Source organism: Indibacter alkaliphilus LW1, assembly GCF_000295935.2.
Taxonomy (GTDB): Bacteria; Bacteroidota; Bacteroidia; order Cytophagales; family Cyclobacteriaceae; genus Indibacter; species Indibacter alkaliphilus.
The window spans coordinates 132,086-146,293 of record NZ_ALWO02000011.1 but is presented as its reverse complement, the minus strand read 5'-3'; the positions used below and the strand labels follow the sequence as shown (position 1 = coordinate 146,293).

Below are 14,208 nucleotides of genomic sequence, written 5' to 3'. Positions count from 1 at the left end.
CCAAAGAATTGTAATTATAAATACAGACGTATGCCTCATATTCAGCTAAATAATGTCAAAATTTTTTATCAAAAAGAGGGGGTTGGGACTGAAGTAATTCTTTTTTCCCATGGATTACTCTGGAGTCATAAAATGTTTGAGGAGCAGATAAAACATCTGAGTAAGACACATACTGTAATTGCATATGATCACAGAGGGCAGGGGCAGAGCGAAGTAACTGCAGGTAGTTATGATATGGACTTGCTTACTTTGGATGCACTTGAACTTATCAATAAACTTGTGGGAAAGTCAGTGCATTTTGTAGGGCTTTCTATGGGTGGGTTTGTTGGAATGCGCTTGGCATCCAGGTATCCTGATAAAATCAAGAGCCTAATTTTATTAGAAACCTCTGCTAACTCAGAGCCTGTTGAGAATTTGCCTAAATATAAGTTTTTAAATGGTGTGGTTAAATGGTTCGGCGTAGTACCTACAGTCGCAAAATCTGTTATGAAAATAATGTTTGCAGAAAGCTGGCTTGAAAATCCTGAAAATAAACAGGCTTATAAAAAATGGATAAAGGAACTTCAAGGCAATAAGAAAACAATTACCAAATCTGTCGAGGCAGTTATATACAGGAAAGGAGTAGAAGAAGAAATACGAAATATAAAATGTCCAACAATGGTGGTGGTTGGTGATGAAGACATAGCTACTAAGCCAGAAAAGGCAAAGTTCATCCAAATGTCTATTCCCAATGCTGAGCTGCATATGCTTCCTGGAGCTGGACATAGCAGTTCTATAGAAAAACCGGAAGAAATCAACAGGCTTATTTCTGATTGGATGCAAAGGTTTTAAAATCCAAAGTAAAACTTAAAATCATGATTTAAATGGCCTGCTGAATAGCAGGTCATTTGTTTTTTCATGACTATTAAAGGTGCCTCAAAAATATTTTTTCAAAAAATTCAGAATACTTGAAACCTTTTACTTACTTTATGTGTATATACATTAAATACATAGACAAAAAATACAAATGAAGATAGAGGAAGCTATTCAGCAGAAAGTTTTTAAGGATGTATACAATAAAGCAATTGTGAACATACTTTACACCCAAAGCTTTATTGTAAGTAAGCAGAGTAGCTTGTTCAAGCCATTTGGGCTTTCGCCGGAGCAATATAACGTACTTCGAATTCTTAAAGGTCAAAATAACAATCCTATAACAGTTTCCTCCATTCAAGAAAGAATGTTGAACAAAATGTCCAATGCTTCAAGGTTGGTAGAAAAATTAAAACAAAAAGGTTACGTGGTTAGAGAGGAATGCCCTACTGATAGAAGACAGGTTGATATCCGAATCACAGAAGAGGGGCTTAACGTATTGAAAGAGTTGGAGAACCAGATCTACGAGATGAACAGAAAACTCATTCAGCTTGATGAGCAAGAAGTAGAAATTCTAAATAATCTTTTGGATAAATCCCGCGGATAAAAAATTTAAACAAATTCATGTATAGACAATTAATGTATATATAAAATAAAATAAACAATAACAATTAAACAGAAAAGCTATGAGCACATTAACTAAATGGTCTATCGACCCAACACATTCAGAGGTATCATTCAAAGTAAAACACCTTGTCATTTCTACCGTAACAGGATACTTCAGAGAATTTGAAGGCACTGCAGAATCCAGTTCAGATGATTTTCAAGGGGCCAAAGTGTCATTTTCTGCTAAAATTGATAGCATTGACACCAATCAAGCAGATAGAGATGGACATTTAAAATCAGACGATTTTTTCAATGCAGAGAAATATCCGCATTTGAAGTTTGAAGGAGTTTTAAATGGAGATAAATTAAAGGGAGATCTTACAATTAGAGATTTTACCAAGGAAGTTGAACTTGATGTTGATTTTGGAGGAGTAGCTGGTGACCCTTATGGTAACACAAAAGCTGGCTTTGAAATCGAAGGAAAAATCAGCAGAAAAGATTTTGGGTTGAAGTGGAATGCCGTCACTGAGGCCGGAAGTGTGGTAGTAAGTGACCAAGTCAAGTTGATCCTGAGTGTTCAATTAGTTAAACAATAAATAAATTAGGGACTTCTGGTTTTCCAGAAGCCCCGCCTTTTATCAAAACAATATCCTTATGGCAGCTTTAATAACAGGAATTCACCACATTACCGCAATTGCCGGAAACCCACAAAAAAACATTGACTTTTACACAGGGATTCTTGGGCTTAGAATGGTGAAAAAGACAATCAATTTCGATGCCCCAGACGTTTATCATTTTTATTTTGGCGATGAGTTGGGAACGCCAGGGACTGTATTTACAACATTCCCATTCGAAGGTGCAAGAAAGGGCACAAAAGGTACTGGAGAATTGACTTATACTGCTTTTTCGGTTCCTGAATCTTCTTTGGCATTTTGGATTGAGCGACTTGCCAAATTCAATATCCCTACTTCGACACCTTTGTCCAGATTTGGAGATAAAATCATCCGATTTGAAGATCATGATGGAATGGGAATTGAACTGGTTGCAAACAATAAGGATTCCAGAAAAGGATGGATAGGAGGTAATATTGGTAAAGAAAATGCCATCAAGGGTTTTTTTGGAGCTACTTTGATGCTTAAATCAAAAGATCTTACGGAAAAGCTCCTCACCGAATTCATGGACTATAGATTTATTGCTTATGAAAATGGTAGATTTAGATATGGTACGGCAGGCAACCCAGGAGACATTATAGATATAGTAATTGATCAAAATGGACGACAGGGAATTCAAAGTGCCGGAACTGTACATCATATTGCTTTTAGAACGGCAAATGAATCTTCTCAAAAAGAGATTCAAAAGATTCTGATAAACAATGGGTACCATGTTACCGAAGTAAAGGATAGAAATTATTTTAAATCAATCTACTTCAGAGAGCCTGGAGGTGTCTTGTTTGAAATTGCTACAGACGAACCTGGATTTGCTATTGATGAAGATGAGGCACATTTGGGAGAGGCATTAAAACTTCCTGATTGGGCAGAGCCGCAAAGAGAAAAAATTGAGTCGAGATTAGCGAAAGTAACTTTAAATTCAAGTACATATGAGTAAGGTTTTAAGAGAAGGGAGAAATTTGGAAGATGCTCAAAAAGTAGCTATCATGATACATGGTAGAGGAGGTACCGCCGAAAGTATTTTGTCATTGAAGGATAGTTTGAATTTAAAGGATTTTGCTTTACTGGCGCCTCAAGCTCCTGAAAATACTTGGTACCCCTACAGCTTTATGGCCCCCGATAAAAGTAATGAGCCTTCCTTTTCTCAATCAATCAAAACAATTGACGAGATGGTCAATATGGCTTATAGTCATGGCTATAAAAGTGAACAGATATTTTTTATTGGTTTTTCCCAAGGAGCGTGTCTGGCATTGGAGTATGCTACGCAAAATGCCGGAAATTATGGAGGGGTAATTGCTTTTACAGGAGGACTGATAGGGGAAAATATCAGGGAAGAAAAGTACTCTGGTGATTTTAAGCAGGCTAAGGTTTTTATAGGATCCGGATTTAAGGACCCTCATGTGCCATTAAGCAGGATAGAAGCTTCCGAAAAGTTGATGACTAAATTGGGGGCAGTCGTCAAAACCTTGATTTTCGAGGATTATGAGCATACCATCAGGAAAAAAGAGATAGATTGGGTAAATGAAAATATTCTATAAAACAGCGGAGCAGTTACCTTACTTCGTACAAAGCCAAGCCTTAAAAAGGTTTGGCTTTTTTATTGTTTCATGGAAAAATTCTCTTAAAAATATTTTTGTAAATACATGTTAATCAATTATTTACATGTGCTTTTAAAAATTTACTCAATATAATGAGTAAATTTACTAAATAAGTTTAGTAAATTTGTAAGTAACTTATTTACAAATAGATGACGTTTCAAAGGATTGAAAAAAACAAATTGTTAATCCGGCTTCGGGATGAACCAAGAAGGTTTATTCAGGTGCTTTACGGGCCAAGACAAATAGGTAAGACCACCTTGGTGAGACAGATCATGTCAGACCTTGATTATCCTTCCAAGTTGGCTGCTGCCGATGCTGTTCCTGCTACTGACCACATGTGGATCGCCCAGCAATGGGATCTTGCTAGGCAGCAACAGGCCCTGCAGTCTGATAAACCTTTCCTTCTGGTAATTGACGAAGTACAAAAAATCCATAACTGGAGTGAACAGATAAAAGCAGAATGGGACAAAGACAGCCAAGAGGAAATAGACATTCGACTAATCCTGTTGGGGTCTTCCAGGCTGATGCTTCAGCAAGGGCTTACTGAATCACTGGCGGGTAGGTTTGAAGCGACTTATCTAGGCCATTGGTCATTGAAGGAAATGAAGGAGGCTTTTGGTTTAAGTCCTGAAGAATATGTTTGGTTTGGGGGCTATCCAGGAGCTATAATGCTCAAGGATGACGAAGATCGCTGGAAGAATTATATAAGAGACTCACTTTTGGAGACCAGTATTTCCAAAGATATCCTTATGTTGACAAGAGTGGATAAGCCCGCATTGATGAAGAGATTGTTTGAGCTAGGGTCTGCATATTCTGGGCAGGTTTTGAGCTTGACCAAAATCATGGGGCAGCTTACGGAAGCAGGTAATACAACTACTTTGGCCAATTACCTTGATTTGCTCAATGATGCAGGATTACTGGGTGGATTGGAAAAATTTAGCCCCAATATGGTCAGAAAGCGTGCATCCAGTCCAAAGTTTCAGGTGCATAATACAGCGATTATGTCCGGGATTTCCAATGAAAGTCTGGAATCTCTGCTTGAAGAACCCAAGGTATGGGGAAGGTGGGTAGAATCGGCTGTGGGTGCGCATTTAATCAATCAGGCATTTAAGGATAAAAAACTATCTTTACTTTACTGGAAGGAAGGGAATGACGAAGTGGATTTTGTTGTAGAGTATAAAAAAAGGGTGATTGGCCTGGAAGTAAAGTCGGGTGCTGTAGGAAAGCTCTCCAGACTTCAGGCATTTAGAGAAAAATTTAAGCCGCACAGGACCTTTTTAGTCGGAAGAGGAGGGATTCCTTGGCAGGAGTTTTTGGAAATGGATGTGGTGGATTTATTTTAAAAAGGCAGTTAGTTGACTGTCTTTTTTTATATTATGGCTTAAAAAATTTTTTTGTAAAAACATGTAATTCAGGTTTTTATATGTGTTTTTAGAAATTTACTCAATGTATTGAGTAAAATAACTCAATAAGAGAAGTAAGTATTTTTTATTGTCCCTTATCAATATCCTCGGCCAATTTGGGATAGCGGATAATCACATCAATAACTCCTGAATCCAACATGCCTAATTCACGTGCAGCTGCCCGGGTCAAGTCAATGACCTTTCCCCTGCGGTATGGGCCACGGTCATTTATTCTGACAATTACAGACTTTCCGTTTTCTGGATTGACAACTTCCACTTCTGTATCGAATGGCAAGGAACGGTGGGCTGCTGTAAGTTCTTGGTTTTCAAAAATTTCCCCACTAGCTGTTTTTTTGCCCTCAAACCTTCGTGCATAATAGCTCGCTTTTCCTTCAATTTCTTCCATTTCAATCTCTTCTTCCTTTGGGCTACAATACACGAAACAAAGAAATATGGTGAATATCGGGAAAACAGAGCAAAAGGGGAGTTTTGATAATTTCATGATTTTAAAATAATCAAAAAACGTAAGAAAATTATTACCTATAAACTTTACACGTTTTGAATCTCACATCTCATATTTCAAAACGAATACCCTACCTGACTACCCTTCTCTGGATCAAGTTCCACTCTGGCATATGCGCTTATTTCCTGTTGTAAATCCTCAACGTGTGATATGATGCCGACTATCCTGTTTTCATGGCGCAGGGATTTTAATGTTTCAAAGACCACCCTGAGCGACTCTTTATCCAAAGCACCAAAACCCTCATCCAGAAAGAAAAAGGACTGATCCGCCTGATTCAGGGATTTGACTTTTTCGGCCAGTGCCAAAGCCAGACATAATGAGGCCTGAAAGGTCTGTCCACCTGAAAGGCTTTTCAGTAGGCGTGTGTTTCCGCCATTCAGATAATCTTTGACCAAAAAAGTGTTTTGTTCGTCGGTTTCTATGCTCAGGTTGTTTTTGGTAAGCTGCATAAAGCGCTTGTTGGCGGTATGGCATATTTCGCGTAAGAAAATACTGCTGATATATTGCACAAAGCCTTTTCCTTTAAAGAGATTGGCCAGTTCATCCAGATAACTCAAGCGCTTTTCTGTTTTGTCAAGTTCTTCTTGAAGGGATTGAAGCAGCTTGAGTTTTTCTTCCGTTTCCTCAATTTGTTTATGGATCAGGGTAATTTCTTTTTGTAGAGCCTCGGCCTTGGTTTCGACTTCTTTGAGTTTTGCGTTGGCCTGTTCTTTTTTATCCGGATCAAATTCCAATAGTCCCGGTATCTTTTCCAGATCTTCAAGTCTGGTTTTGGTCTCGGTTAGCTGCCTTTCAAAGTCACGGATTTCCTTATCGGCTTTGTCAGCATCCATATCGTTTTCCAATAATTGGTAGAAATAGGAATCTTTGACAAAGCCATTTTTTTGAATACTGCTTTCAAATTCAAGTTCTAGCTTTGCAACATTTTTCTTACTTGTTTCTAGACTTTCCGAGAAAGTCCTTAGCTCTGTCAGGTTTTCGGATTGTTTGAGTCTTTCATCCTCCAGTGCTTTTCTTTTACTTTCCAGTCGGTTTTTGAGTGTTAATATGGCTGCTTCAGTGTTCTGGATTTGCATTTGGAGTTCAGTGACTTGCTGATCCAGGTATTTTTTACTGAAGTCAGGGTATTCCAGCTGTGAGTTTTTGTCTGCGATCAGGCTGTTGAGTTTTTCCAACTCGGCTTTGGCATTCTGCGATTTTGTGTCTGCTTTTTCTTTGGTCTCAATTGCTGTTTCAGCTTCCTTACGTAGGCGTTTCAGTTCAGCTTCGAGTTGGTTTTTCTTGGCGGCATTTTGCTTGGCAGCATCCAGAAACAGGTCCAGAGCTTCCATATCAGACAATCCGAAAGAGCCTATGGATTCCCGATAGGACTTGATATCATGATTCAGTTTATTTACCTCTTCCTCCAGTTGCGCACTATTCTTTTGATGGTTTTGAATTTGTTGGTTTACCAGATTCAACTCCCCTTCCAAATGTCCTGCTCTTTTGATTTCCAGCTGAGCCATTTGGATTTTTTCATCCAATTCGGACAGTTCACTGTCTTCAGTACTTTGATTGAGCGGGTGGGGGTGTTCCAATGCTCCGCACAAGGGACAAGGCTCACCATTTTGCAAAGTGTGTGCATGGGAAAGAAGGCCAATACGGATGATAAGCTTTTCTCTTTTTTTGGCAAGAATGGACAACTTATCTTCAGTGTTTTGGCTCCAGTCTTTGAAGTTTTCGAACCCTGTTGGAAGATTTAACTTCAGATTTTGGGCTTTTGATTTTTGATCTTCTAGGGCTTTCGTTTCTTTCTCCAGTCGCATTGTTGTTTCATGCGATTTTTTTTCAGCTTCAGCACATAGGTTTTTTACCGTGCTGAGCTGGGTCAACTGTTGTTGGTCCGGCAGTGTGATATCCTCAGATTCTTGCTCTGTTTTTTGAATTTTAGCTTTGAGGGTATTCAGGGTTTTTTTGGCAGATTCAGATTGTAATGCACAGTCCTCGACTACTTTTTTCACTTTTTCCTTTTCCTCCAAATGGCCTTTAATCAGGATTATCCTTTTGAAATCTCTGATTTTTGCTTCACGTGCCGGATTTCTGTTGACATCTTCCTGGAGTTGCCGGTGCTCATCTTCTTTTTGAATAATGCTTTCTTCAAAATTGGCTTTGGCCTTTTTGCATACAGCAACACTTCTAGAGAATTTTTCCACCTCCAGTTTTTCTTCCTGAAGCTTATCGAAAACAGGTTTTATTTCAGATTTTACCATGAGGTAGTCCCTGTATTTTTTTTTCTTTTCATCCATTGAGGGCTTTAGTTGCTGAATCGATTCCCACTTGGATTTGAGGTTTTTCCAGTTTTCGAATGATTTAAAGAGACTTTCCTGTCTTTCTGCCTCCTTTTGTGCAGCTTCCAGAAGCTCCTTTTCCTTATCCAAGAGTTCTGATTTTTCAGTCAGTTCTGCTTTCAAAGTTGGTATAGATTCCGGAGCAATCTCTCCCAAGGTATCTATTCGGGTAGACAGTTCAAGTTTTCGGTCTTTGGTGACAGCTCTTAGCCTTACCGTTTTGTCATAGAGGTCAAATCGCTCCAGCCCGAAAAGCTCCTTCATCATCTCTGCCCTGTCCTTTGGTCCCAATTCGACAAATTCACGGAACTTGCCCTGAGGAATGATGATGGTCTGCTTGAAATGTTCTTTTTTCATCCCGACCACGGATTCTGCACTTTCCTCTATTCTCGCCCATGATTCTCCTGATTTTAAATAGATGCCATGATCACCGGTATCTACTTTATCAGGATTTTTTTTATTCCTTTTTGCTTCATATCTGGCCAGATATTCCTTGGAGTTTCCTTTTCCTGCAAAAAAATAGAAATTGACCAGCAACTTGTCTGATTGCAGGTTTAATAAGCTAGATCTTTCTCTTATTAAAAGCCTATCAGGAATGCCATAAAGGGCCAATAGAATTCCTTCTAAAATCGAAGATTTGCCGCTGCCCACAGCTCCGAATATTCCAAACAGACCAGCTGCGGTCAACTGATTGAAGTCAATGACCTGTTTGCTTTTGTAAGAATAAAGTCCTTCTATTTCCAGTTTAATGGGTATCATCTGCTTGGCTGATTATTTCTTTAAAAATCTGTAATAATTCCTCATTAGGCTGTAGTCCTTTTTGAGACTCATAATATTGTGAAAAAAGGCTTCCCATATCCTTCTCCAGGTCTTCTGATTTAATACCTAGGTTCACAATTGATTCAGGATTGCTAATTTTTGGAATCAGGCTTACTATTCCATGATGGGCTTTCATGATGGCTTTTCGCGTATCTGCATCTATAGAACTTTCTGTTTCATAAGTCAGCTCGACATAGCATTCCGGATTATTTTCCAGCCATTCTACGCAGTCCTGCAGATTTGAGAATGTTTTTCTGAATAAAGGCTTCCCTTTTTTTAGTCCAATGGGGCTGTAGCTTGGTTTGGATCCGGGTGTCAGCTCAATCACCACTACCTGCTTCTGCTGATCAGCTTCACTGAATGAATATGCCAAAGGTGAAGAAGAGTAAACCACAGGGAAGGGTTCTTTGCTTATTGCTTGGTACCGGTGCAAGTGGCCCAAAGCAGCATATTGGATTTGGCTGGGAATATCTGCGGTGAAAAGAGCCTGTGTACCGCCTATATGGAGGATAGGCCTTTCGCTTTCCGGTTCTTGCTGTAGAGGTTCGCCTTCCTGAGTGAAAAAAAAGTGACCGATAAAAAGATTGATACCAGAGGAATCACAATATTGATTGGCTAGATCTTGCCACTTGTCTGCCAGCAAAGTTCTGAATTGCTGCTCTCTGTCTTCTTCTCCGAGGTAAGTTTTCAGAAGTGTCTCATTGGCATAAGGAGCCAGGATGATCCTTATTGGGAAATCGTGACCGGATAAGCTGAGCTCCACAAAGCCGGATTCCGACTGCAGGACTTCTATTCCGTTTTCAAATTTTCCCAGAGGGATCACGGAATCATATCGGCTGTAAAAAAAGATTCCCATTTCCCTTGCCAAAGGGTCAGGAGCCTCTACAAACTGTGTGCTGTCGTGATTTCCTGAAATTGCGATGATGGGTCTTTTCCCATTATTGGAAAGCTTTTTAAGGGTTTTAAAGAGCAGTTCTACGGCTTCGTGACTGGGATTGAAGCTATCAAAGATATCCCCGGCCAAAAGCACCAGGTCAATAGCTTCGCGATCGGCGATTGCAATGATTTCATCTAATACTTCTTTTTGTTCTTCGATCCGGGAATACTCCTGAAGTCTTTTTCCCAAATGCCAATCTGCGGTGTGGAGGATCTTCATGGTTTAAAAATAGGAAGTCTTTCTATTAAATTTAAACATTAAAAAATGGAAAAATGTAAAACGGAATGGTTGGAAAAAAATATTACTGGAATCTTGTTTTTTATTTCTGGGGGGTAAATTTAGTTCGAAAAGTTTTCAATACCGGTATGCAATTCTTTTTAGGGGAGGTGATCCGCCCAGCATATTGCAAAAGGGGTTATAATTTATTTTAAGTCATGAGAAAATTAATTGCAGTTTTAGGACTAACCGCAATGACAATGATCGGTTTTTCCAACAATTTAGATGCTTGTCAAGCTACACACAAATGCCCAGGTGGAGAAACTATTACCTGTAACGGAAATAAACGTTGTTCTTCTGGGCCTGGATATGTGAATTGCTATAATTCTGACGGATCTTTTAGTTCTTCCAGTTGTGATGCAATTCCATAGAAATAACCTTCAGGATTGGTTTTTGCAATCCTGAATTTTTTATATTTAATAACTCCCAATATATTTATGAGAAATTTTCTTGGATATTTGTTTTTAGGATTATTTGTATTCTTCTCCTGTTATAACAAAAAGAGCGGAATAGAGGATGTTGAATATTTAAATCTAACTCCACAAGGTTTTTTTGATGAGGAGCGACACAATATTTTTCTTACAGAGGCCAAAATCACTACAGATGATGTAGATGTCTTTGTTTCGATTGCCCATCAAGGATTGATTTTAAGAACTGATTCTCTCCTCAATTTGATTTCATTCATCAATGGAAGGGATAGTTTTCCTGAATTTGATTTCCCAACCAACTTGGTAGTTAAAGATGATGAACTTTTTGTTGAGGAATTAGCTAATCAAAGAGTTTTTATAATGGATAAAGAGAATTACAAATTGATCAGTATGAAGAAATTTCCCATATCGAGCATGGGAATAAAGATTGATATATCCGAAGAGAATAAATTGGCCTATACTATCTTTCCTGAGAAAGGGAAAACCGGGCAAGCTTGGGTAGAATTAGAAGTAGGTAAGACCAAAACAAGTAAGGAGTTTTTCTCCCAAGAAGGAAAAATTAGGATGAGCGACCAAATCAGACTCGGTTGTTTCTGCAAAAAAAACCATCTTTGGTCTTTAGGGAGATTTCTTCTAAAGTTAGAGCTATTAAATGATGATGGGGAGGTGGAAAAACAATTTGATTTAAAACAATATGAACCCTTAAAAAGAGCTTTTGATACACTGCTAGTTAAAAGAAGAAATATACCGGATTTTGAATCGAATAGAATTTCCCAAAATATTGTCACAAGCTTAGATTGCTTTGATAACAAATTACTAGTAGGATTTACTGATCTTGTAGGTTTGGACAGGTCGAATGTAAGGCATTTGCTCCTTTTCTCATCCGATGAGCAAGGAATAAATCTTGAAAAAATATTAAGATTAAAGACAGGAAATGAAGATGAGTTATTTCACTTCCAATCTGTTAAATATAATCCAAAGACTTCTCTTTTGTATGCTCAAGGCTTGGAATCTAATAGGATTTATGTTTTCCCAGTTAATTTATAAAGTACTGTTTGCTTCACTAAATCACATAAGGATTTTGATTTTTTTTATCTATGATTATGGTAAGTCAAATGCAATAAGTTCAACCATACCTAAAAAAATTAAATTAGCTAGATTGGGATCTTGATTTCTAAAAGGCGAAAATGAATATGTAAATGCTTTATTTTTCTTTTCCTTTTAATCATCAGTCCTTTTTTTAATGGTGTCTGCGGGGGATGAAATTTTAACTTCCGATGAAACCCTGAAAGTCCAGGAGGGCAATGTCAGTTGCTTAGGAAAATGGTTCCATCTCCGAAAGGCTGCCACCGGAGAGACTCCTATCGGTTTTTTGAGCCTATGTCTTTGCCTTTTCAATGACATTTTCGTCGACATTAAGTCTGAGTTTCTTTGGTATGTAAGTCTGGTTTTTTTAATGCAGGTAACGTCTTCTTTTTTTTAAAGATTGCTTCGCCTTTTAGTTAATGGGATGATGTTGGCATTGCTATTCATGACCTGAGCAAGGATTTAAGACCTGTTAGATTAGCGGGTAAATTAAAGAAAACTAGGATCTTTTTCTGGTGCTGGATTTTTTTTAATCAAGTTTAAAATCAAGTGATTTTTGGATTTAAAAAAATTGGTCTTTAATTTGCTAATTAGCCGCATATGAAAAAAATCAGCCTTTTTATATTTCTTTTGAGTTTGCCTCTCCTGGGTTTTTCAGGGAATGGTGCTGAAAACGGAAATGAAGACTTGCTCATCCAAGAAGGGGTGGCCAGTTACTACGGTAAGAGATTCCATCAGAGGAAGACTGCTAATGGTGAGATCTTTAATATGGAAGAGTTGACGGCTGCGCACAAAAACCTTCCTTTTGGAACCATGCTAAAAGTGACCAACCTGAAAAATGGAAAGGAAGTGTGGGTGAGGATCAATGACCGACTGCCACAATCATCGAAAAGAAGTATAGACCTTTCCAGGGGAGCAGCCAAGAAGCTCGACATGATTCAGGACGGAATAGTCAAAGTTAAAATGGAAGTTCCTGATCAGGAAACCGTCCTGGCTTTAATGGAGCATTATCAAGACGATAAACCTGAGGATATCAGATTAAGGGTTTACGATGAGCCCATCGAGATCAAAAAGTTTGATATCAGTCTCTTGGAACTCAAAGTTGACCTTCAGAAAAGTGTTTCCGCGAGTTTGGATTGATTTCTTTTTTAAAGGTATTTTTCTAGCAGTATAGCCATTTCTTTCTGTAATTTTTCAGCTTCTTCTCCAGCTTTTTTTCCAAAGTCCATGTCCTTTCCAGCATAGATAATTCCTCGGGAAGAATTCACCAAAAGTCCGCATTGTTTGCTCATGCCATATTTGGCCACATCTTCCAAGCTTCCTCCTTGTGCACCTACTCCCGGTACCAAAAAGAAGTGATCTGGAACAAGGGCCCTTACTTTTGCGATGTTTTCTCCTCGGGTAGCACCTACCACATACATCAAATTGTCTGGATTTCCCCATTGCCTGCTTTTCTTCAAAACAGACTCGAACAAAAGCTCACCATCAGAAGACGGAATTATCTGAAAGTCTTCACTTCCTTCATTGGACGTTAGTGCGAGTAGAATAACCCATTTATCTTTGAATTCCAAGAAGGGTAATACGCTGTCTCTACCCATGTAAGGGGCTACGGTGATAGAGTCAAAATCCATGGATTCAAAAAATGCCTTTGCGTAAAGTTTAGAAGTATTTCCTATATCGCCCCGCTTGGCATCTGCTATGGTAAAAATTTCTTTAGGAATGTATTCCAGGGTTTTTTGAAGGCTTTCCCAACCTTTTGGACCCAAAGCCTCATAGAATGCAATATTGGGCTTATAGGCTACTGCATACTCAGCCGTATGGTCAATGATCTGCTTGTTGAATTCAAATATCGGGTCTTTTTCCCGCTGAAGATATTGGGGAATTTTGGCAGGGTCTGTATCCAGCCCCACACATAAAAAGGATTGCTTTGATTTTATTTGGCTGAAAAGTTCTTTGCTGTTCATTTTGGGTGTTTTTCCCAAAAGTAAGGATAAAAAAAAAACTACGCTGATTTTGAATGATTAATCAGCGCAAATCTATGATTTCTACTTTCCCATACTTTTGAGGATTGAAAGTGAAATAGCTTTCAGGTAAATCAATGCTAGTGTTGACAGATTTGAAACGGTATTTGAATACACCACCTTGATCATCATGGATTTCCCAGCCTACCAAGTCTTTCTTTTCTTTGTCAGCGAGTAGCTTTACCGTCTGAAAAGGAGCGTTAGATTTCTCTGCTGTAAGTTCTATCTCTTGGACTGTGGTTCCGTTTTCTTTTTTTTCACCCAACAATTTGTAATTGTAGCCTTTCTGATAAATGGTATACACGGAAGATGGGGTAAGTTCATCCTCCATGTCCGAAGCATTGTTGATAGTAACTTCCTTATATCCACCTGATTCTATATAAGTCCAAACGGTTTTGCCATTATTGAAAATTTCCTGCTCAGGTAATTTGAGATGGTATTTGTCTCCTTTTATTGAGATTTCTCCGGATTGAGACTGTCCCCTTCCTTCAGATCCGTCTAAATAGGTAAATTCAAAGCTTGCCTGAAGACCTTTTAAAGACTTGTATTTCTGGCTTACTCCATCTAAAATAGCTTTTGCTGCAGGGTCTTTTTGTGCAAATACAAAACCTGCAAAGAATAGGCTTATGAGTAGGAAAAGGATTGATTTTTTAAGCATGGTAATGGT

General features: G+C 38.5%; 13 protein-coding genes. 8 read left to right on the top strand and 5 right to left on the bottom strand.

What is annotated here, in order from left to right:
* Positions 1-30: 30 nt before the first annotated feature.
* The 6 genes from A33Q_RS02025 to A33Q_RS02000 all read left to right on the top strand — a co-directional run bounded on the left by A33Q_RS02025 (position 31) and on the right by A33Q_RS02000 (position 5,064).
* Positions 31-831: an alpha/beta fold hydrolase gene (locus A33Q_RS02025; protein WP_009034177.1), complete on the top strand. Its 801-nt coding sequence runs from the start codon at positions 31-33 to the stop codon at positions 829-831.
* A 175-nt stretch (positions 832-1,006) separates the two neighbouring features.
* Positions 1,007-1,456, top strand: coding sequence for a MarR family winged helix-turn-helix transcriptional regulator (locus A33Q_RS02020; protein ID WP_009034176.1), 450 nt, complete (start codon positions 1,007-1,009; stop codon positions 1,454-1,456).
* A gap of 79 nt (positions 1,457-1,535) precedes the next feature.
* On the top strand, positions 1,536-2,051 hold the full coding sequence (locus tag A33Q_RS02015) for a YceI family protein (RefSeq protein WP_009034175.1): 516 nt from the start codon (positions 1,536-1,538) through the stop codon (positions 2,049-2,051).
* A gap of 58 nt (positions 2,052-2,109) precedes the next feature.
* Complete coding sequence (locus A33Q_RS02010; protein ID WP_009034174.1) at positions 2,110-3,060, top strand: ring-cleaving dioxygenase; 951 nt, start codon at positions 2,110-2,112, stop codon at positions 3,058-3,060.
* Entirely contained in the window at positions 3,053-3,661 is a 609-nt protein-coding gene (locus A33Q_RS02005; RefSeq protein WP_009034173.1) for an alpha/beta hydrolase, read from the top strand. The genes A33Q_RS02010 and A33Q_RS02005 overlap by 8 nt, the downstream gene beginning before the upstream one ends.
* 209 nt (positions 3,662-3,870) lie before the next feature.
* A complete protein-coding gene (locus A33Q_RS02000) occupies positions 3,871-5,064 on the top strand; it encodes an ATP-binding protein (RefSeq protein ID WP_009034172.1) in 1,194 nt (397 codons plus the stop codon).
* Positions 5,065-5,209: 145 nt separating this feature from the next.
* On the opposite strand, the gene A33Q_RS01995 is transcribed toward A33Q_RS02000, so the two are convergent.
* The 3 genes from A33Q_RS01995 to A33Q_RS01985 all read right to left on the bottom strand — a co-directional run bounded on the left by A33Q_RS01995 (position 5,210) and on the right by A33Q_RS01985 (position 9,949).
* Positions 5,210-5,626: a septal ring lytic transglycosylase RlpA family protein gene (locus tag A33Q_RS01995; protein ID WP_009034171.1), complete on the bottom strand. Its 417-nt coding sequence runs from the start codon at positions 5,624-5,626 to the stop codon at positions 5,210-5,212.
* A 77-nt stretch (positions 5,627-5,703) separates the two neighbouring features.
* Positions 5,704-8,733 carry an SbcC/MukB-like Walker B domain-containing protein gene (locus A33Q_RS01990; protein ID WP_009034170.1) on the bottom strand — a complete coding sequence of 1,010 codons (3,030 nt, stop codon included), beginning with the start codon at positions 8,731-8,733 and terminating at the stop codon, positions 5,704-5,706.
* A complete protein-coding gene (locus A33Q_RS01985) occupies positions 8,720-9,949 on the bottom strand; it encodes a metallophosphoesterase family protein (RefSeq protein ID WP_009034169.1) in 1,230 nt (409 codons plus the stop codon). Before A33Q_RS01985 ends, A33Q_RS01990 begins: the two co-directional genes overlap by 14 nt.
* 785 nt (positions 9,950-10,734) lie before the next feature.
* Here A33Q_RS01985 and A33Q_RS01980 point away from each other — a divergent pair.
* Both A33Q_RS01980 and A33Q_RS01970 read left to right on the top strand, forming a co-directional pair.
* A complete protein-coding gene (locus A33Q_RS01980) occupies positions 10,735-11,481 on the top strand; it encodes a hypothetical protein (protein WP_152527369.1) in 747 nt (248 codons plus the stop codon).
* Positions 11,482-12,120: 639 nt separating this feature from the next.
* The gene (locus A33Q_RS01970) at positions 12,121-12,660 is read left to right on the top strand and encodes a septal ring lytic transglycosylase RlpA family protein (RefSeq protein WP_009034166.1); all 540 of its coding nucleotides are present in this window, start codon (positions 12,121-12,123) and stop codon (positions 12,658-12,660) included.
* A gap of 8 nt (positions 12,661-12,668) precedes the next feature.
* On the opposite strand, the gene pyrF is transcribed toward A33Q_RS01970, so the two are convergent.
* Together pyrF and A33Q_RS01960 are read right to left on the bottom strand one after the other, a co-directional pair.
* Positions 12,669-13,484 carry an orotidine-5'-phosphate decarboxylase gene (gene pyrF, locus A33Q_RS01965; RefSeq protein ID WP_009034165.1) on the bottom strand — a complete coding sequence of 272 codons (816 nt, stop codon included), beginning with the start codon at positions 13,482-13,484 and terminating at the stop codon, positions 12,669-12,671.
* A gap of 61 nt (positions 13,485-13,545) precedes the next feature.
* Entirely contained in the window at positions 13,546-14,199 is a 654-nt protein-coding gene (locus A33Q_RS01960) for a LolA family protein (protein WP_009034164.1), read from the bottom strand.
* Between the last annotated feature and the right edge of the window lie 9 nt (positions 14,200-14,208).